The following is a 20,478-nucleotide window of genomic DNA, read 5'->3' as shown; positions in this document are numbered from 1 at the left end:
TGATTCTAAAAAAAGTTGGGCAAATACCAGAGTGGCCAAATGGGGCAGACTGTAAATCTGCTGGCTTACGCCTTCGGTGGTTCGAATCCATCTTTGCCCACCTAAATTGCGGAAGTAGCTCAGTTGATAGAGCATTAGCCTTCCAAGCTGAGGGTCGCGGGTTTGAGTCCCGTCTTCCGCTCTTTTTTCTTTTTGCTGTTATAGCTCAGCGGTAGAGCACTTCCTTGGTAAGGAAGAGGTCCCGGGTTCAAGTCCCGGTAACAGCTCGTGAATTTGTAAAGCTGATTATTAATCAAAATAAATAACAAGTAAAGCTATGGCTAAAGAGAAATTTGAACGTTCGAAACCGCACGTTAACATTGGTACTATCGGTCACGTTGACCACGGTAAAACCACTTTGACTGCTGCCATCACAACTGTATTGGCAAAGAAAGGTCTGTCAGAATTGCGTTCTTTCGATTCTATCGATAACGCTCCTGAAGAAAAGGAAAGAGGTATTACTATCAACACTTCTCACGTAGAATATCAGACTGCTAACCGTCACTATGCTCACGTAGACTGTCCGGGACACGCCGACTACGTTAAGAACATGGTTACTGGTGCTGCTCAGATGGATGGTGCTATCATCGTAGTTGCTGCTACTGATGGTCCGATGCCTCAGACTCGTGAACACATCTTGTTGGCTCGTCAGGTAAACGTTCCTCGTCTGGTCGTATTCTTGAACAAATGCGACATGGTTGATGACGAAGAAATGTTGGAGCTGGTTGAAATGGAAATGCGTGAACTGCTGTCATTCTATGACTTCGACGGTGACAATACTCCTATCATCCGTGGTTCTGCTTTGGGTGCATTGAATGGTGTTCCTCAGTGGGAAGAAAAAGTTATGGAATTGATGGATGCAGTTGATAACTGGATTCCTCTGCCTCCGCGTGATGTAGATAAACCGTTCTTGATGCCGGTTGAAGACGTATTCTCAATCACTGGTCGTGGTACTGTAGCTACAGGTCGTATCGAAGCTGGTGTTATCAAGGTAGGTGACGAAGTTGAAATCCTGGGTCTTGGTGAAGACAAGAAATCAGTTGTAACTGGTGTTGAAATGTTCCGCAAATTGCTGGATCAGGGTGAAGCTGGTGATAACGTAGGTTTGTTGCTTCGTGGTATCGACAAGAACGAAATCAAACGTGGTATGATTTTGTGTCACCCGGGTCAGGTTAAAGCTCACTCTAAATTCAAAGCTGAGGTTTATATCCTGAAGAAAGAAGAAGGTGGTCGTCACACTCCGTTCCACAACAAATATCGTCCTCAGTTCTATTTGCGTACTATGGACTGTACAGGTGAAATCACTTTGCCGGAAGGAACAGACATGGTAATGCCGGGTGATAACGTAACAATCAACGTTGAGTTGATCTATCCGGTTGCATTGAACGTAGGTCTGCGCTTCGCTATCCGTGAAGGTGGTCGTACAGTAGGTGCTGGTCAGATTACTGAACTTCTTGACTAATAATATCTTATAATAGATAGACTGATAGTTCCCGGAGGAATTCGGGAACTATTTTTACGGGAATAGCTCAGTTGGTAGAGCATCGGTCTCCAAAACCGAGTGTCGGGAGTTCGAGCCTCTCTTCCCGTGCTAAAATTAAAAGAATATGTTTACAAAGATAACAAATTATTGTAAGGAATCTTATGACGAACTAGTCCATAAAGTATCATGGCCTACTCGTTCAGAACTTTCTAGTAGTGCAGTGGTTGTTTTAACTGCTTCCCTCCTCATTGCACTCGTTGTTTTTCTAATGGATTCTGCCTTCCAATTTATCATGGAAGATGTTATCTATCCGCACTAATAAACAGTAAGAAAACATGTCTGAGATTGAAAAAAAATGGTACGTATTACGTGCCGTGAGTGGAAAGGAAAACAAGGTGAAAGAATATCTTGATGCAGACATCAAGCATGGTAACCTTGGCGACTACGTGTCTCAGGTGTTGATTCCTACCGAAAAGACGTATCAGGTTCGTAATGGTAAGAAGATCGTAAAAGAGAGAACTTATCTTCCTGGTTACGTTTTGGTAGAAGCCGCTTTGGTTGGAGAGGTTGCTCATCATTTGAGAAATACTCCTAACGTTATTGGCTTCTTGGGAGGACTGGATCACCCGGTTCCTCTGAGACAATCGGAGGTGAATCGTATTCTGGGTACGGTAGATGAACTTCAGGAAAGCGGAGAGGATTTGAATATCCCTTATACCGTAGGAGAAACAGTGAAAGTAAGCGTTGGCCCGTTCAGCGGATTCAGTGGCCTCATTGAAGAAGTAAATGCGGAAAAACGTAAGCTGAAAGTAATGGTCAAAATATTCGGACGGAAAACTCCGTTGGAATTAGGCTTTACGGATGTGGAAAAGGAATAATGCATTTTGTTACGTGCAATTGTTCTATTCGTTAAATACTTATATAAAAATTACAAAAGAAAATGGCTAAAGAAGTTGCTGGACTAATCAAATTACAGATTAAAGGAGGCGCTGCAAATCCATCACCTCCCGTTGGACCTGCTCTGGGTTCTAAGGGTATCAATATCATGGAATTTTGCAAGCAATTCAACGCCAGAACCCAGGACAAGGCAGGTAAGGTATTACCTGTAATCATTACCTACTACACAGACAAGTCTTTTGATTTCGTAATCAAAACTCCTCCTGTAGCTATTCAGTTGCTTGAGGCTGCCAAAATCAAGAGTGGATCTGCAGAACCTAACCGTAAGAAAGTCGCTGAACTGACTTGGGATCAGATTCGTGCAATTGCTCAGGATAAGATGGTTGACTTGAACTGCTTTACTATCGAATCTGCTATGTCAATGGTAGCAGGAACAGCTAGAAGTATGGGTATCGCTGTAAAAGGTGACTTCCCGGGTAATAACTAATTAACTTCAATTGATAATGGGTAAACTGACAAAAAATCAAAAGTTGGCTGCAGAAAAGATTGAAGCAGGGAAAGCATACTCACTGAAGGAAGCTTCTGAATTGGTAAAGGAAATTACTTTTACAAAGTTTGATGCTTCATTAGATATTGACGTACGTTTAGGTGTAGACCCTCGTAAGGCTAACCAGATGGTAAGAGGCGTTGTTTCTCTTCCTCATGGAACTGGAAAACAGGTACGTGTGCTTGTTCTGTGTACACCGGATGCTGAAGCTGCTGCAAAAGAAGCTGGAGCTGACTATGTTGGTCTTGATGAATATATTGAAAAGATCAAAGGTGGATGGACTGATATTGATGTGATTATCACTATGCCGTCTATCATGGGTAAGATTGGTGCGCTGGGTCGTGTGCTTGGTCCTCGTGGATTGATGCCGAACCCGAAAAGCGGTACTGTAACTATGGATGTAGCTAAGGCTGTTAAGGAAGTTAAGCAAGGTAAGATTGACTTTAAGGTTGATAAGAGCGGTATCGTTCATACTTCAATCGGTAAGGTTTCTTTCTCTGCTGAGCAGATCCGTGAAAATGCGAAAGAATTTATCGCTACTATCATTAAACTGAAACCGACCACAGCTAAAGGTACTTATATCAAGAGTATTTATCTTTCAAGTACTATGAGTAAGGGTATTAAGATTGACCCTAAATCAGTAGACGAAATCTAATAATTAAGGAGGAATCATGAGAAAGGAAGATAAAGGCGTAATTATTGGTCAGTTAGCAGATACTGTAAAGCAATACGGACATTTTTACTTGGTTGATACAACTGCAATGGATGCAGCTGCTACAAGTGACCTTCGTAAAAAATGTTTCAAGGCTGGTATCAAGCTGATAGTTGTGAAGAATTCTTTGCTTCACAAGGCTTTGATGAGCTTGGATGTGGATTACTCACCATTGTTTGATTCTTTGAAGGGTACTACTTCTGTAATGTTCTGTGAAACAGCTAATGCTCCGGCAAAACTGTTGAAGGAATACAAAGATGGAGTTCCTGCCCTGAAAGCTGCTTATGCAGAAGAAGGATTCTACGTGGGTGCAGACCAGTTGGAAGCTCTCGCAACAATCAAGAGCAAGAACGAAGTTATTGCAGAAATCGTGGCTTTGCTGCAGTCTCCTGCAAAGAACGTTATCTCGGCTCTTCAATCAGGTGGCAACACCATTCACGGAGTTCTTCAGACTTTGGCAGAACGTGCAGAATAATTGCACTCTGTGCCTAGTCGAGAATATACCAAACAACTTTAATATTTAAATAGTACAAACAATTAAATTTCATACAAAAATGGCAGATTTGAAAGCTTTTGCAGAACAATTAGTTAACTTGACAGTAAAAGAAGTTAATGAACTTGCAACTATCCTTAAAGAAGAATACGGTATTGAACCTGCTGCTGCAGCTGTAGCTGTTGCTGCTGGTCCTGCTGCTGCTGGTGCAGCTGCTGCTGAAGAAAAAACTTCATTCGATGTAGTTTTGAAGAGCGCAGGTGCTGCTAAATTGCAGGTTGTTAAGGCCGTTAAAGAAGCTTGTGGTCTTGGCTTGAAAGAAGCAAAAGACTTGGTTGACGGTGCTCCTAGCACAGTAAAAGAAGGTTTGGCTAAAGACGAAGCTGAATCTTTGAAGAAAACTTTGGAAGAAGCTGGAGCTGAAGTTGAACTTAAATAAGATTATCCTGTAAATCAGGTAGTTCGGTTAAGAGTCCTCTGTAAAGAGGATTCTTAACCTTTTTGCGTCTATATTAAGTTCACTAGGTTTCATCTGTCGGAACTGTGAGAGTGACCGACTGTTATTATCCTAGTTTTTACATTTTAAACTCCATACAGATGTCTTCAGAAACTCAAAATCAACGAATTAATTTTGCTTCTATTAAGAATCCGATGCAGTATCCGGATTTCCTGGAAGTACAGTTGAAGTCATTTCAGGACTTCTTGCAATTAGATACCCCACCCGAAAAACGAAAGAATGATGGCTTGTATAAGGTTTTTGCGGAAAACTTCCCTATAGCTGATACACGCAATAACTTCGTGCTCGAGTTCCTTGACTACTATATTGATCCGCCTCACTATACAATTGATGATTGTTTGGAACGTGGCTTGACATATAGTGTACCTTTGAAAGCTAAATTGAAGCTTTATTGTACCGACCCCGATCACGAAGATTTTGATACAGTGATTCAGGATGTGTATCTGGGACCAATTCCTTATATGACTCCGAAAGGCACCTTTGTAATTAATGGTGCTGAACGTGTAGTTGTTTCTCAGCTGCACCGTTCTCCGGGTGTATTCTTTGGTCAGAGCATCCATGCCAATGGTACCAAATTGTATTCGGCTCGTATTATCCCGTTTAAAGGATCTTGGATTGAGTTCGCTACGGATATCAACAATGTGATGTATGCGTACATCGACCGTAAGAAGAAGCTTCCGGTAACAACTTTGTTGAGAGCTGTAGGATTTGAAAATGATAAGGATATTCTTGAAATTTTCAATCTGGCTGAGGATGTAAAGGTTAACAAAACTAACCTGAAAAAGATTATTGGACGCAAATTGGCTGCTCGTGTATTGAAAACGTGGACAGAAGATTTTGTGGATGAAGATACTGGTGAAGTTGTTTCTATCGAACGTAACGAGGTAGTAATTGACCGTGAAACTGTCATTGAACCTGAACATATCGACTTGATTATCGAGTCTGGTGTACAGAATATCCTCGTTCACAACGAAGAAGCAAATGCCTCTGACTATTCTATTATCTTCAATACTTTACAGAAAGACCCAAGTAACTCTGAAAAGGAAGCTGTATTGTATATCTATCGCCAGCTGCGTAATGCAGACCCTGCTGATGATGCAAGTGCACGCGAAGTTATCAACAACTTGTTCTTCTCAGAAAAACGTTATGACTTGGGTGATGTAGGACGTTATCGTATCAACAAGAAGTTGAACCTGGATACTCCTATGGATGTCAGAGTATTGACGAAACAAGATATTATCGAGATTATTAAATATCTCATTGAGTTGATTAACTCAAAGGCTGATGTGGATGATATTGACCACTTGAGTAACCGTCGTGTACGTACAGTGGGTGAACAGTTGTCTAACCAGTTTGCAATTGGTCTGGCTCGTATGTCACGTACAATCCGTGAACGTATGAACGTACGCGACAACGAAGTATTTACTCCGATTGATTTGATTAACGCAAAAACTATTTCGTCTGTAATCAACTCATTCTTTGGAACAAATGCTTTGTCACAGTTCATGGACCAGACTAACCCGTTGGCTGAAATTACGCACAAGCGTCGTTTGTCAGCTTTGGGACCTGGTGGTTTGTCACGTGACCGTGCTGGTTTCGAGGTTCGAGACGTACACTATACTCACTATGGTCGTTTGTGTCCGATTGAAACTCCTGAAGGTCCGAACATCGGTTTGATTTCTTCTTTGTGTGTTTACGCAAAGATTAATGAACTGGGCTTTATTGTTACTCCTTACCGTAAAGTAAAAGATGGAGTAGTAGACTTGTCAAATGAAGGTATTGAATACCTTTCTGCAGAAGAAGAAGAAGACAAGATTATCGCTCAGGGTAATGCTCCACTGAATGATGACGGTACATTTATCCGTGAAAAGGTAAAAGCGCGTCGTGATGCGGATTATCCGGTAGTTACTCCGGACCAGGTAGAATTGATGGACGTAGCTCCTCAGCAGATTGCATCTATTGCGGCTTCATTGATTCCGTTCCTTGAACATGACGATGCGAACCGTGCGTTGATGGGATCTAACATGATGCGCCAGGCAGTTCCTTTGTTGAAGACTGAAGCTCCGATTGTAGGTACAGGTATCGAAAAACAATTGTGTGAAGATTCACGTACACAGATTGCTGCAGAAGGTGATGGTGTGATTGACTTTGTGGATGCTACTACAATTCGTATTTTGTATGACCGTACAGAAGATGAAGAATTTGTAAGCTTCGAACCGGCATTGAAGGAATATCGTATTCCGAAGTTCCGTAAGACAAACCAGAGCATGACCATCGACTTGCGTCCGATTTGTAATAAAGGACAGCGCGTGAAGAAGGGAGATATCCTGACTGAAGGTTATTCTACTGCAAATGGAGAGCTGGCATTGGGTAAGAACCTGCTGGTAGCTTACATGCCTTGGAAGGGTTACAACTATGAGGATGCTATTGTATTGAACGAACGTGTGGTTCGTGAAGATATTCTGACATCTGTTCACGTAGATGAATATATTCTGGAAGTACGCGAAACCAAACGCGGAATGGAGGAATTGACTTCTGATATTCCGAATGTAAGCGAAGAAGCAACTAAAGATTTGGATGAAAACGGTATCGTACGTATTGGTGCACGTATTGAGCCGGGCGATATCCTGATTGGTAAGATTACTCCGAAGGGAGAATCTGATCCTTCTCCAGAAGAAAAACTGTTGCGTGCTATCTTTGGTGACAAGGCTGGAGATGTGAAGGATGCTTCATTGAAAGCTTCTCCATCATTGCGCGGTGTGGTTATTGACAAGAAATTATATTCTCGTGTAATCAAGACTCGTAGCGAGAAAAATGCAGATAAGGCTATTCTGCCGAAACTGAATGAAGAATTTGAAGAAAAAGCTGCAGCTCTGAAAGCAATCTTGATTGACAAGTTGCTGGTATTGACAGCTGATAAGGTTTCTCAGGGTGTGAAGGATTATCTGGGAACTGAAGTGATTGCTAAGGGAGCTAAGTTTACTAAATACGATTTGGAATCATTGGATTATACTGTAATTCAGTTGAGCAAGTGGACTGCTGATGCTCATAAGAATGATATGATTCGTGATCTTATCGTAAACTATCTGAAGAAGTACAAGGAACTGGATGCTGAATTGAAACGTAAGAAGTTTGCGTTGACAATCGGTGATGAGTTGCCTTCAGGTATTATTCAGATGGCGAAGGTTTACATTGCTAAGAAACGTAAGATTGGTGTGGGTGATAAGATGGCCGGTCGTCACGGTAACAAGGGTATCGTTTCACGCGTGGTTCGTCAGGAAGATATGCCGTTCTTGGCTGACGGTACACCGGTTGATATCGTATTGAACCCGTTGGGTGTGCCTTCTCGTATGAACATCGGTCAGATTTTCGAAGCCGTACTGGGACGCGCTGGAAAAGAATTGGGTGTGAAGTTTGCGACTCCGATTTTCGATGGTGCTACTTTGGATGACTTGGATGAATGGACTGACAAAGCTGGTCTGCCACGCTATTGTAAGACTTACTTGTATGATGGTGGTACAGGTGATCAGTTTGACCAGCCGGCTACAGTCGGTGTGACTTACATGTTGAAACTGGGTCACATGGTTGAAGACAAAATGCATGCCCGTTCAATCGGTCCGTACTCATTGATTACTCAACAGCCACTTGGTGGTAAGGCTCAGTTCGGTGGTCAGCGTTTCGGAGAAATGGAGGTTTGGGCAATCGAAGCATTCGGTGCTGCTCATGTACTTCAGGAAATCTTGACTATCAAGTCTGATGATGTAGTAGGACGTTCTAAGGCATACGAAGCAATTGTGAAAGGTGAACCTATGCCGACTCCGGGTATTCCTGAATCTCTCAACGTATTGTTGCATGAACTTAGGGGTTTGTGCTTGAGCATTACGCTGGAATAACTTTTTCAAATGAAGAATGGAAAAGATAACTTCCATTCTTCATGATTAAATTCTTCATTATCATAAAATAAAAAGTATGGCTTTTAGAAAAGATACTAAGATAAAAAGTAATTTCTCAAAGATTACGATCGGTCTGGCATCACCCGAAGAGATTCTGGAAAATTCTTATGGTGAGGTTCTGAAACCGGAAACCATCAACTATCGTACTTATAAACCGGAACGTGACGGTTTGTTCTGCGAACGTATCTTCGGTCCGGTGAAAGACTACGAATGTCATTGCGGCAAGTACAAACGTATTCGCTACAAAGGCATTGTCTGCGACCGATGCGGTGTGGAAGTAACAGAAAAGAAAGTACGTCGTGAGCGTAGTGGTCACATTCAGTTGGTGGTACCTGTAGCTCATATCTGGTATTTCCGTTCATTGCCTAATAAGATTGGTTATCTGCTGGGATTGCCGACAAAGAAACTGGATGCTATCATTTATTATGAACGTTATGTAGTTATCCAGCCGGGTGTGAAGGCTGAAGATGGTATCAGTAAATATGACTTGTTGTCTGAAGAAGAGTACCTGGATATTATGGAAACTCTTCCGAAAGAAAATCAATACCTGGAAGACAGCGATCCGAATAAGTTCATCGCCAAGATGGGTGCTGAAGCAATCTATGATTTGCTGGTAGGAATTGATTTGGATGCTCTGTCATACGAATTGCGTCATAAGGCAAACAGTGATTCTTCACAGCAGCGCAAGAATGAAGCTTTGAAGCGCTTGCAGGTAGTAGAATCTTTCCGTGCATCTCGTGGCCGCAACAAACCGGAATGGATGATTGTACGTATCGTACCGGTTATTCCGCCTGAATTGCGTCCGTTGGTTCCGCTGGATGGTGGTCGCTTTGCAACTTCAGACTTGAACGATTTGTATCGTCGTGTGATTATCCGTAACAACCGTTTGAAACGTCTGATTGAAATCAAGGCTCCGGAAGTAATCTTACGTAATGAGAAACGTATGCTTCAGGAAGCTGTCGATTCATTGTTCGACAACTCTCGTAAGTCGAGTGCAGTGAAGACAGATGCCAACCGTCCGTTGAAATCTTTGTCAGACAGCTTGAAAGGTAAGCAAGGACGTTTCCGTCAGAACTTGTTGGGTAAACGTGTGGACTACTCTGCTCGTTCTGTAATCGTTGTAGGTCCGGAATTGAAGATGGGTGAATGTGGTATTCCTAAGTTGATGGCTGCAGAATTGTACAAACCGTTCATCATCCGTAAGCTGATTGAACGTGGTATTGTGAAGACTGTGAAATCAGCGAAGAAGATTGTAGACCGCAAGGAATCTGTTATCTGGGATATCCTGGAACATGTAATGAAGGGACACCCTGTATTGCTGAACCGTGCTCCGACACTTCACCGTTTGGGTATTCAGGCCTTCCAGCCGAAGATGATTGAAGGAAAAGCTATCCAGTTGCACCCGTTGGCTTGTACCGCGTTCAACGCCGACTTCGATGGTGACCAGATGGCCGTACACTTGCCTTTGAGTAACGAAGCTGTACTGGAAGCTCAGATGTTGATGCTTCAGTCACACAATATTTTGAACCCTGCCAATGGTGCGCCTATCACTGTGCCTGCACAGGATATGGTATTGGGATTGTATTACATTACCAAATTGCGTAAGGGTGCCAAAGGTGAAGGTTTGATTTTCTATGGACCGGAAGAAGCAATGATTGCTTACAATGAAGGTAAGGTAGACATTCACGCTATTATCAGCGTAGTGGCTAATGACCTTGATGAAAACGGCAATATCGTGAAGAAGTTGATTAAGGAAACTTCTGTAGGTCGTGTCATTGTAAATGAACTGGTTCCGGATGAATGTGGTTATTTGAATACCGTTATTTCTAAGAAGTCTCTGCGTGACATCATCAGCGATGTTATTAAGGCTGTCGGTGTGGCTCGTGCTTGCGAATTCTTGGATGGTATCAAGAACTTAGGTTATAAGAAAGCATTCGAAGGTGGTCTGTCATTCAACTTGGGTGATATCATTATCCCGAAGGAGAAGGAAGAACTGGTAAAACGTGGTAACGAAGAAATCGAACAGATTATGATGAACTATAACATGGGATTCATCACCGATAACGAACGTTACAACCAGGTAATTGATACTTGGACTCACGTAAACAGTGACTTGTCAGACATTCTATATAAGACTATTAAGAACGACGACCAAGGATTTAACTCTGTATTTATGATGTTGGATTCTGGTGCCCGTGGTTCTAAGGAACAGATCCGTCAGTTGTCTGGTATGCGTGGTTTGATGGCTAAACCGCAGAAAGCTGGTGCTGAGGGTGCACAGATTATTGAAAACCCGATTCTTTCTAACTTTAAGGAAGGTCTTTCGGTGTTGGAATACTTTATCTCTACCCACGGTGCTCGTAAGGGTCTTGCCGATACCGCGTTGAAGACTGCCGATGCCGGATACTTGACTCGTCGTTTGGTTGACGTTTCTCATGACGTGATTATCAACGAAGAAGACTGTGGTACATTGCGTGGTCTGGTTTGTACAGCATTGAAGAACAACGATGAAGTTATCGCTACTTTGTACGAACGTATTCTGGGTCGTGTATCTGTTCATGATATTATCCACCCGACAACTGGTAAGCTGATTGTAGCTGCTGGTGAAGAAATCACAGAAGACATTGCGGAAGAAATCGAAAAATCTCCGATTGAAAGCGTAGAAATCCGTTCTGTATTGACTTGTGAATCTAAGAAGGGTGTATGTGCGAAATGTTACGGACGTAACTTGGCTACCAGCCGTATGGTACAGAAAGGTGAAGCTGTCGGCGTAATCGCTGCTCAGTCAATCGGTGAACCGGGTACTCAGTTGACTCTGCGTACATTCCACGCCGGAGGTATCGCAGGTAATATGGCTGCCAATGCAAGTATCGTAGCTAAGAATGATGCTCGTTTGGAATTCGAAGAATTGCGTACGGTTGATGCTGTAGAAGAAACTGGTGAACCAGTGAAGATTGTTGTAGGTCGTCTGGCCGAAGTTCGCTTTGTGGATGTACATACAGGTATCATCCTTTCTACTCACAACGTTCCTTACGGTTCTAAACTGTATGCTTCAGACGGTGAGGTGGTAGAAAAGGGTAAGCTGATTGCTAAGTGGGACCCGTTCAACGCCGTTATCGTAACAGAAGCTGCTGGTAAGATTGACTTTGAATCAGTAATTGAAAACGTAACCTATAAGGTAGAATCTGATGAAGCTACAGGTTTGCGTGAAATCATTATTACTGAATCTAAGGATAAGACGAAGATTCCGTCATTGCACATCTTGGATGAGAACGGTGGAATTATCCGTACATACAACTTGCCGGTAGGTGGTCACGTAGTAGTAGAAGACAAACAAACCGTGAAGTCGGGTGATATTCTGGTGAAAATTCCGCGTGCCGTAGGTAAGGCGGGTGATATCACCGGTGGTCTTCCACGTGTAACTGAGCTGTTCGAAGCTCGTAATCCGTCTAATCCGGCTGTCGTTTCTGAAATCGATGGTGAAATTACGATGGGTAAGATTAAACGTGGTAACCGTGAAATCATCGTTACATCGAAGACTGGTGACGTTCGTAAGTACTTGGTTGCTTTGTCTAAGCAGATTCTGGTTCAGGAAAACGACTATGTACGTGCCGGAACTCCGTTGTCTGATGGTGCTATTACTCCTGCCGACATCTTGGCCATCAAAGGTCCTACAGCCGTTCAGGAATATATCGTAAATGAAATCCAGGACGTTTACCGTCTGCAGGGTGTGAAGATTAACGATAAGCACTTCGAAATTATCGTTCGTCAGATGATGCGTAAGGTACAGATTGACGAACCGGGTGATACTCGCTTCTTGGAACAGCAGGTTGTAGACCGCATTGAATTCAATGAGGAAAACGACCGTATCTGGGGTAAGAAAGTGGTTGTAGATGCTGGTGATTCTCAGAACTTGCAGCCGGGACAGATTGTTACAGCTCGTAAGCTCCGTGATGAAAACAGTATGCTGAAACGCCGCGACTTGAAACTGGTTGAAGTACGTGATGCAGTTCCTGCTACTTCTACTCAGATTCTGCAGGGTATTACACGTGCTGCATTGCAGACATCAAGCTTCATGTCAGCTGCATCATTCCAGGAAACTACCAAGGTATTGAACGAAGCTGCTATCAACGGTAAGGTTGATAAACTGGAAGGTATGAAAGAGAACGTAATCTGCGGTCACTTGATTCCTGCTGGTACAGGTCAGCGTGAGTTTGAAAAGATTGTGGTAGGTTCTAAAGAAGAATACGATCGCATCTTGGCTAACAAGAAGAATGTATTAGATTACAGTGGAGTTGAATAATCTCAACTACTATCATAAAAAGAGCCGTCTCATTTGAGGCGGCTTTTTTTTATGTGCTTATTCGATGTAAGCAGGCATCGTATATTTAAAGTTTTCGTTACTCTGATAATTGACTATTGTAATTGTGTAGTACCTCTCATTTCCGCATCATAGGAGGGAAGACTACATTCCGCTGATGCGTATTGCCCGGCTTTATTTTCTTTTCCAATATAGCAGAATGAAACGTCCTCCTGTAGCCATCAGCGCGAGGGAAAGTCCGGTATAAAAGACTGCAATAAAACTTTCAGGCAGCAGGCGTGCGGTACGGATAGTTATGCCCAGTGCAATCATGAAAGCCATCACCAGCCAGCCCTTCACGTCAAAAAACGAGAATGGACAGCGTTTGTTGGGGTTACCGGCTGTGATACGCTGTGCATGCTTGCGGTAGAGCTTGTGGAAAATCATGCAGAAAAACAGCAGGAATATCAGACTGGCCTCGCAGACCTTGAGCAGCCAGTAGTGCGCGTCCGTTATCCAGCAGGAAATGCCGATACGGAGAATGTTGATACCGGCGACCAGCCATACGATTCCGGCCGTAAGCAGCAGCGTATTGGAAGATACTCCGTATTTCATATACCCTCAGCTTAGAACCACTTTATTTTCCGGAAAATAACAAAGGCCGTTGCCGAGAGGAAGATGGAGAAACATACAATCAAGGCAAAGGCGTGTGGCAGTCCTTCGATGTGAATATCCACGTTCATACCATAGAAACTGGCAATCAGCGTCGGTACCATCAGCACGATGGAAAGACTGGTCATGCGTTTCATGATGGTGTTCACGTTATTGGAGATGATGGAAGCAAAAGCATCCATGGTACCCGTAAGAATGTCGCTGTAGATGTTTACCTGATTGTGTGCCTGCTTCAGTTCGATGAGCACATCTTCTGTCAGTTCCGTATTCTGATAGTCCTTCTCATTAAAGATATTCTGCAATTTGCCTATCATGACCTCATTGCCACGGATAGACGTATTGAAATATACCAGACTCTTCTGCAGGTTCATCAGTCGGAGCAAGTCCTCGTTACGGATGCTACGTTCCAACTCCTTTTCCGCATTGTTTACTTCGTTGTTGATTTGTTTCAGGTATTTCAGGAACCATACAGCCGACGAGTAAATCAGTCGCAGAATCAGTTCGTATTTATTGGGCACGTTGATACCTTTGCGCTGCGTATGTTCGATGAAGTCCGGCAGCATCTCCGTAGAGTGATAGCACACCGAAATCACCAGTTCATTGTTCGTAATGATACCGATAGGCACCGTGGCATACGGCACTTTTGAATCAGGAGTCTGTACGGGAATACGCAGAATGGTCAGCAGCCAGTTACCTTCAGTATCCGTACGCGGACGTTCGTCGGTATCGGCAATGTCATTCAAAAAAGACTGGGGAACTTTTAATTGTTCTTGCAGGAAGTGGAAGTCCGCGGCATCCGGACATTCAATGTTAATCCAGCAGTTAGGTTGCCAGTTGGCTTTCTCTACAAAGCCAGCTTCACAAAAAAGATACTTTCTCATCTGTCTGCTCCTTTCCTTCATTTTAAGCCCGGAGGAGCACTTCAGAGTAAAAGACAGGATTACTCACGACACCCCTTCAGGAAGTGGTTAAAATAATTGTAATACGTTCGCGAGTAATAATCGTCCATATTAGTTCGTTTTAGGGTATAAAAAAAGTTCGTTTATTCAAACGAACTCTCAAGCTCTTCAGGTTGGACTTGAACCAACGACCCTCTGATTAACAGTCAGATGCTCTAACCGACTGAGCTACTGAAGAATTTTTAAACATGTTTCAAAAAAGAGCTCTTCAGGTTGGACTTGAACCAACGACCCTCTGATTAACAGTCAGATGCTCTAACCGACTGAGCTACTGAAGAAATTTTAAACATGTTTCAAAAAAGAGCTCTTCAGGTTGGACTTGAACCAACGACCCTCTGATTAACAGTCAGATGCTCTAACCGACTGAGCTACTGAAGAAGGTTTTCCTTTAATTGCGATGCAAAGGTAGTAGGATATTTTGAATTATGCAATATCTTTGCAAAAAAAATGAAGTAAAATGGATAAAATTATAGGAATGGGCAATGCATTGGTCGATGTATTGGTAAAAATTGATGACGATTCTTTATTGGGAAAGCTACATTTGCCCAAAGGAAGCATGCAGTTGATACAAGAAGCCACCTTGTCTGAAATACGTAAATATACCTCAGGGATGAAGATTCATCGCTCTACCGGTGGCTCGGCCGGCAATACGGTTTGTGCACTGGCCGCATTGGGAGCCAATCCCGGATTTATCGGAAAGGTAGGTCAGGACGAGACAGGAGCTTTCTTTGGCGATACCCTTCGTCAGTGCGGGGTAAATGCCTTGCTGGCCACCTGCGATTTGCCGTCGGGCATTGCGTCGACTTTCATTTCTACCGATGGAGAGCGTACGTTCGGTACTTATCTGGGAGCAGCTGCCACACTGAGAGCAGAAGACTTGTCGCGTAAAATGTTTGCCGGATATAATTATCTCTATATTGAAGGCTATCTTTTGCAAGACCATGACCTGATGCTACGTGCCGTACAGCTGGCCAAGGAAGAAGGACTTCAGGTTTGTCTCGACATGGCAAGCTACAATGTGGTGGAAGCCGAACGTGACTTCTTCGACCAGTTGATTGTGAAATATGTGGACATCGTGTTTGCCAATGAGAGCGAAGCACTGGCCTATACGGGAAAAGCCCCTCATGAAGCTCTGGAAGAAATTGCGTCCAAATGCAGCATTGCCGTGGTGAAAACCGGAAAAGAAGGTTCCCTCGTGAAGAAAGGAACAGAAGTCATTCAATTGCTTTCTTGTCCGGTAGATAATGTGCTGGACACCACCGGTGCAGGCGATTTCTATGCCGCCGGTTTCATGTACGGCCTGACGTGCAGTTATTCGCTGGAGAAATGCGTGCAAATCAGCACTATTCTGGCTACAGCCGTCATTCAGGAAGTTGGTACCACCTTACCTGCCAAGAAATGGGACGAAATTAAGTTAAATATTGAATCACTTCTGCAAGTCTAACCGGAATAATGTGTTTATTTGCAAGGAAGAACAATTTTGTAAACAGACTATATATGAATGCAAGAAAAATGCTGGCCGGAGCCTTTATCGTGATGTTGGGGATGGGCATGACCAGCTTCAAGGAAGACGACCGTAATTTTCAGATATCAAAGAATCTGGACATATTCAACTCCATTTTCAAGGAATTGGATATGTTTTATGTAGATACCGTGAATGCCGAAAAAATGATTCAGACCGGAGTGGAAGGCATGCTTTCACTGACCGACCCTTATACGGAGTACTATCCGGAAGAAGAGGTGAGCAGTCTCAAGGAAATGACTACCGGAAAATACGGCGGTATCGGTGCGGCCATCCGCTATTATGAGGCCAAAGACCGTATTGCAGTGGTAGAACCTACCGAAGGCATGCCGGCAGCCGAAGCCGGAGTCAAGGCAGGCGACATCATTCTCTCGGTAGGAGGAAAGGAAATGGTACGTGGCGACATGAAGCCCCAGGAATTTTCGTCCAAGGTCAGCGAAGCGCTGCGTGGAGAACCGGGCACGTCGTTCGTGTTGAAAGTGCTGCGTCCGCTCAAGAACGACAGTACGGTGATGGAATTTAAAATCACCCGTAAGAACATCCGTACCAATCCGGTGCCCTATTACGGCATGGTGAAAGACAGCATCGGCTATTTGGCTTTGTCCAGCTTTACGGAAAATTCTGCCAAGGATTTCAAAAAAGCTTTCATCGAACTGAAACAGAAAGGTGCCAAGTCGCTGATCATCGACTTGCGTGACAATGGAGGAGGTTCCTTGTCGGAAGCGGTAGACATTGTCAATCTTTATGTGCCGAAGGGACAGGAAATTGTGATGACAAAAGGGAAGGTACGTCAGGCACAAGGTTCTTATAAAACCCAGAATGAACCGGTCGATACACAGATTCCGCTGGCGGTACTCGTGAACGGTGCCACGGCTTCGGCTTCTGAAATCGTGAGTGGTTCGTTGCAGGACTTGGACCGTGCGGTAGTCATCGGTTCGCGCACTTTCGGAAAAGGGCTGGTGCAGACCATTCGTCCGTTGCCCTACAACGGCACGCTGAAAGTGACCACTTCCAAATACTATATTCCCAGCGGACGTTGTATCCAGGCTATCGACTATGCCAAGAAGAATGCCGACGGTTCAGTAGCCCGTACACCCGACAGTCTGACCACCGTATTTCATACGGCTGCCGGACGTGAGGTGCGTGATGGAGGAGGTATTCGTCCGGACATTGAAGTGAAGGGAGACAAGATTCCGAACATCGTGTTCTACCTGATGAACGACGACCTGATTTTCGATTACGCTACCCAATATTGCTGGAATCATCCTACATTGGCTTCGGTAGACGACTTCAAACTGACCGATGCCGATTATGAGGCTTTCAAGAAACTGGTGAAGTCGCGTAACTTTACTTACGACCGCCAGAGTGAGAAGATGTTGAAAAGCCTGAAAGAAATTGCCGAGTTTGAGGGTTATATGACCGAGGCAGCAGAGGAATTCAAGGCGCTGGAAAAGAAGCTCAACCATAACCTGGACCGCGACTTGGACTATTTTGCCAAACCGATTAAGGAATATATCTCACAGGAAATCGTGACCCGCTATTTTTATCAGCGTGGTGCTGCGATGGAACGGTTGAAAGATGATACTGATTTGGAAGAAGCCATCAAGGTATTGCAGAATCCTGTCCGTTACCGGGAGATTCTTTCGGCACCGGTAAAGAAAGACGAACCTGTCAAGAAGGAGAAGGAAGAAACGAAGAAATAAGGCCTCAGAGAGGCTTCTGGAGGGCTTTTTGATAAGGTCCGGAAAACGCAAGTACGTTTTGTTTCAAACGCAAGTGCATTTGAAGTGAAACGTACTTGCGTTTTTAGTAAAATGTACTTGCGTTTTGGGGAAAACGCAAAGGCGTTTGATATGAAACACTTTGGTGTTTTGAAATTTATCACTATATTAGTGAAAAGAAATATTAAGGACTTAAAATGCAGCGATTTATGGCGAAGGCAAAGGTTATATGTATTTTGAGCCATAAGGGAGCTATGCAATAAGTTACTAAAGGGAAAAATAATGAATAATCATGGAAACTAAAATCAAGGATAAAATAGAATATACCGTGATTTGCATATCGGAGTTTGCTAAGAAACATCAGCTTACGCTACCGCAAGCGTTCAATTATCTCAAACGCTGGGAGGGCATAGATTTTCTTGATAAAGGATATGATGTAGAACATCTGTTTTCAATTGAAGATGCAGTCGATGACTTAACAGACTATTGTAAAAGACAGGGAGGGCAGTTGGCATGATACTCTATCACGGCTCGAATCAGGATATAAAGGAAATAGACCTGACAAAGACACGTCCTAACAAGGATTTCGGACAGGGCTTTTATCTGACAGCGGATAAGGAACAAGCTATGCAGATGGCTAAGCAGAAAGTGGTACAATCAGGTGGAACACCGACGGTAAACGTGTATGAGTTTGATGAGAACCACCTGTCTGACAACGAACTGAATATAAAGATATTTGAAGGCTATACTGAAGAGTGGGCAAGATTCATCTTAGCTAACCGAAACCGGGAAAGTAAGACAAAGATACATGACTTCGACATCGTGATAGGGGCTATCGCTGATGATAAAGTCGGGGTACAATTATTTAGATATATGAAGAAATATATCGATTTGCCTACCTTAGTGAAGAACTTGCAGTTTGTACGACTAACTACCCAGTATTATTTTGGAACGGAACGGGCAATCAAATTATTGAAGAAGCTATGACAGACGATGAACAATTTATGATAGAGTGCATTACCACCGAACTGACGGAGTATGTGATGCGTGATTACCATATTGGTATGAAAGAGGCTCTGGATATGGTTTATAATTCGGAAACCTATTCTAAGCTAATCGATATGAACAGTGGACTATATTATCAGAGTCCACTGCTGGTGTATGATGTCTTTAAGGAAGAGCAAACCACTAACAGAAAAGAGGGTTAAATGATGGCAAGTGAAGTAGCATGGCGCATGGATTAGACAACTGACTTGACAGTCTGATGAGCTCTAGTCGTTACTTACAATCATAAGCCAGAACAGCTTTAAATAAAGAAATAGTTATTCATTGTAATTTTGTGATAAACCAGAGTTTTCATGCGCACCTGCAAACGTTGGTAATCCGTAAAAGTATAACTGTGAAAGATGAATAATATCATTATAGAGATTGTAAAATGTAAAATTATGAAACTGATAAATCGGGAAACTATATTTTTATGTAGTTTTTTTATTGTATTATATCTTATAAGTTCATGTGAACAGGTAAAGCCTTTAAAAAATACAACTGACTGTGATAATATGAACTTAAAGAGTAATGTATGCTTAGTCATACAAGAAAATTTCGATGTGCAGGATGGTAAAGAAACAAACTCCAATACTATCATTCTAAAGTTTAATCATCTTAAAAATTTACTAAAGAAAATCAAAGGGAAAGAAATTACTAGTTATTCATATGACGATTCAGGTAGGTTAATTGTAGAGAAACATTCTAAAGATATAATAACATTGTCTGGAGAAACTGATTTTATTAATCTCTCAGACTATAAAAAATACTATTATAAAGGTGATAATGTTTTCCCTTTTAAAATAGAAGAATATTATGGCAATGAAAATAATCTTAATGCAACGACTTTTATAGAAAGAGATAAATATAATTATAAGACTAAAACAATAAAAGTCGAATATAAAAGGGAACCTATTTCTAACGAAGCAATCAATGATACGACAATAATATCGTTCAAAAACAATGGAAATAATATATATACTGAAATTGAAATAAAACAAGGAAAAAGGATTTTATTAGAAAAATATCAAATCAATAAACATGGGCAGATTACATCTAAGCATATCAAAGATTTAAATGTAATAGTAGATACCATACCAACGTATATCTTAGAAGACATAAAAACATGGCAACAAAAGAAATCTTATAACTATGTAAAATACGATGATAATCTTTTGACGACTTATGAAAGGAATGAGAGCGGAGATATAGTTCATACGTTAGAGACAGATAGTACAGAAAATAAACAACATGAAACTTATGCTCAATATATATATGATGAAAGAGGGAATTGGATTAAAAGAAAAATATTCAATAGTTTACATGAACTTATCGCTATAGCTACAAGAAGAATTGAGTATTATCCTCAAAATGAAAACGGAGAAATTGATTTTAGTTTTGAATATGAAACAACGCCTTTAGAGAAAGCATTTGAAAGAGAGCAAAAATTCAAGCAAAAAAAAGAACTTTATTTAAATGATAACTTCGTATTACAACAATTTTATGAAAAGATGAAAGAATATCCAGACTATAAAGTTATAGGAAATCCCAAAATAACTTATAATGAATACATATTCCGGAGCATACCCGTTCACTTTCCGGCAGCTTATTAGGGTATA

General features: G+C 42.3%; 17 protein-coding genes and 7 tRNA genes. 19 read left to right on the top strand and 5 right to left on the bottom strand.

Going from position 1 to position 20,478, the window contains the following annotated elements:
- Nucleotides 1-17 precede the first annotated feature (17 nt).
- The 13 genes from DXD04_RS13915 to rpoC all read left to right on the top strand — a co-directional run bounded on the left by DXD04_RS13915 (nt 18) and on the right by rpoC (nt 12,944).
- Nucleotides 18-100, top strand: a tRNA-Tyr gene (locus tag DXD04_RS13915).
- Between the two features lie 8 nt (nt 101-108).
- Nucleotides 109-181: transfer RNA gene (locus DXD04_RS13910), tRNA-Gly, on the top strand.
- A gap of 13 nt (nt 182-194) precedes the next feature.
- Nucleotides 195-266 (top strand) — tRNA-Thr (locus tag DXD04_RS13905).
- A 50-nt stretch (nt 267-316) separates the two neighbouring features.
- Entirely contained in the window at nt 317-1,501 is a 1,185-nt protein-coding gene (tuf, locus tag DXD04_RS13900) for an elongation factor Tu (RefSeq protein WP_007564154.1), read from the top strand.
- A 56-nt stretch (nt 1,502-1,557) separates the two neighbouring features.
- Nucleotides 1,558-1,630, top strand: a tRNA-Trp gene (locus DXD04_RS13895).
- A gap of 16 nt (nt 1,631-1,646) precedes the next feature.
- Nucleotides 1,647-1,841, top strand: coding sequence for a preprotein translocase subunit SecE (gene secE, locus DXD04_RS13890; protein WP_007564155.1), 195 nt, complete (start codon nt 1,647-1,649; stop codon nt 1,839-1,841).
- 16 nt (nt 1,842-1,857) lie between these two features.
- Complete coding sequence (gene nusG, locus DXD04_RS13885; protein ID WP_007564156.1) at nt 1,858-2,400, top strand: transcription termination/antitermination protein NusG; 543 nt, start codon at nt 1,858-1,860, stop codon at nt 2,398-2,400.
- A 62-nt stretch (nt 2,401-2,462) separates the two neighbouring features.
- On the top strand, nt 2,463-2,906 hold the full coding sequence (gene rplK, locus DXD04_RS13880) for a 50S ribosomal protein L11 (protein ID WP_007564157.1): 444 nt from the start codon (nt 2,463-2,465) through the stop codon (nt 2,904-2,906).
- A 16-nt stretch (nt 2,907-2,922) separates the two neighbouring features.
- Entirely contained in the window at nt 2,923-3,621 is a 699-nt protein-coding gene (rplA, locus tag DXD04_RS13875; protein ID WP_007564158.1) for a 50S ribosomal protein L1, read from the top strand.
- Nucleotides 3,622-3,637: 16 nt separating this feature from the next.
- Nucleotides 3,638-4,153: a 50S ribosomal protein L10 gene (gene rplJ / locus DXD04_RS13870; RefSeq protein ID WP_022054164.1), complete on the top strand. Its 516-nt coding sequence runs from the start codon at nt 3,638-3,640 to the stop codon at nt 4,151-4,153.
- A 79-nt stretch (nt 4,154-4,232) separates the two neighbouring features.
- Nucleotides 4,233-4,610, top strand: a complete 378-nt coding sequence (gene rplL / locus DXD04_RS13865; protein WP_007564160.1) for a 50S ribosomal protein L7/L12 — start codon at nt 4,233-4,235, stop codon at nt 4,608-4,610.
- Between the two features lie 158 nt (nt 4,611-4,768).
- Nucleotides 4,769-8,581, top strand: coding sequence for a DNA-directed RNA polymerase subunit beta (gene rpoB / locus DXD04_RS13860; protein ID WP_007564161.1), 3,813 nt, complete (start codon nt 4,769-4,771; stop codon nt 8,579-8,581).
- Nucleotides 8,582-8,657: 76 nt separating this feature from the next.
- Nucleotides 8,658-12,944 (top strand): DNA-directed RNA polymerase subunit beta', encoded by a 4,287-nt coding sequence (gene rpoC, locus DXD04_RS13855; protein WP_022054506.1) that lies wholly within the window; start codon nt 8,658-8,660, stop codon nt 12,942-12,944.
- Between the two features lie 192 nt (nt 12,945-13,136).
- On the opposite strand, the gene DXD04_RS13850 is transcribed toward rpoC, so the two are convergent.
- The 5 genes from DXD04_RS13850 to DXD04_RS13830 all read right to left on the bottom strand — a co-directional run bounded on the left by DXD04_RS13850 (nt 13,137) and on the right by DXD04_RS13830 (nt 14,950).
- Nucleotides 13,137-13,556 carry a hypothetical protein gene (locus tag DXD04_RS13850; RefSeq protein ID WP_007564163.1) on the bottom strand — a complete coding sequence of 140 codons (420 nt, stop codon included), beginning with the start codon at nt 13,554-13,556 and terminating at the stop codon, nt 13,137-13,139.
- An 11-nt stretch (nt 13,557-13,567) separates the two neighbouring features.
- A complete protein-coding gene (locus DXD04_RS13845) occupies nt 13,568-14,494 on the bottom strand; it encodes a magnesium transporter CorA family protein (RefSeq protein WP_040313420.1) in 927 nt (308 codons plus the stop codon).
- Between the two features lie 182 nt (nt 14,495-14,676).
- A tRNA-Asn gene (locus tag DXD04_RS13840) sits at nt 14,677-14,750 on the bottom strand.
- Nucleotides 14,751-14,776: 26 nt separating this feature from the next.
- Nucleotides 14,777-14,850 (bottom strand) — tRNA-Asn (locus DXD04_RS13835).
- Nucleotides 14,851-14,876: 26 nt separating this feature from the next.
- A tRNA-Asn gene (locus DXD04_RS13830) sits at nt 14,877-14,950 on the bottom strand.
- A 79-nt stretch (nt 14,951-15,029) separates the two neighbouring features.
- On the opposite strand from DXD04_RS13830, the gene DXD04_RS13825 reads away from it, so the two are divergent.
- From DXD04_RS13825 to DXD04_RS13800, 6 genes are all read left to right on the top strand, one after another.
- Nucleotides 15,030-16,016: an adenosine kinase gene (locus DXD04_RS13825; protein ID WP_117673820.1), complete on the top strand. Its 987-nt coding sequence runs from the start codon at nt 15,030-15,032 to the stop codon at nt 16,014-16,016.
- Nucleotides 16,017-16,069: 53 nt separating this feature from the next.
- Complete coding sequence (locus DXD04_RS13820; protein ID WP_178270003.1) at nt 16,070-17,797, top strand: S41 family peptidase; 1,728 nt, start codon at nt 16,070-16,072, stop codon at nt 17,795-17,797.
- 310 nt (nt 17,798-18,107) lie between these two features.
- On the top strand, nt 18,108-18,332 hold the full coding sequence (locus tag DXD04_RS13815) for a DUF3791 domain-containing protein (RefSeq protein WP_117673819.1): 225 nt from the start codon (nt 18,108-18,110) through the stop codon (nt 18,330-18,332).
- Nucleotides 18,329-18,802, top strand: coding sequence for a DUF3990 domain-containing protein (locus tag DXD04_RS13810; protein ID WP_117673818.1), 474 nt, complete (start codon nt 18,329-18,331; stop codon nt 18,800-18,802). Before DXD04_RS13815 ends, DXD04_RS13810 begins: the two co-directional genes overlap by 4 nt.
- A gap of 17 nt (nt 18,803-18,819) precedes the next feature.
- Nucleotides 18,820-19,023: a hypothetical protein gene (locus DXD04_RS13805; RefSeq protein ID WP_117673829.1), complete on the top strand. Its 204-nt coding sequence runs from the start codon at nt 18,820-18,822 to the stop codon at nt 19,021-19,023.
- A gap of 237 nt (nt 19,024-19,260) precedes the next feature.
- Entirely contained in the window at nt 19,261-20,472 is a 1,212-nt protein-coding gene (locus DXD04_RS13800) for a hypothetical protein (protein ID WP_147330768.1), read from the top strand.
- Nucleotides 20,473-20,478 lie beyond the last annotated feature (6 nt).

Origin of the sequence: Phocaeicola plebeius, from assembly GCF_003437535.1 — a bacterium.
Taxonomy (GTDB): Bacteria; Bacteroidota; Bacteroidia; order Bacteroidales; family Bacteroidaceae; genus Phocaeicola; species Phocaeicola plebeius_A.
This window is presented reverse-complemented; position numbering and strand designations above follow the sequence as displayed.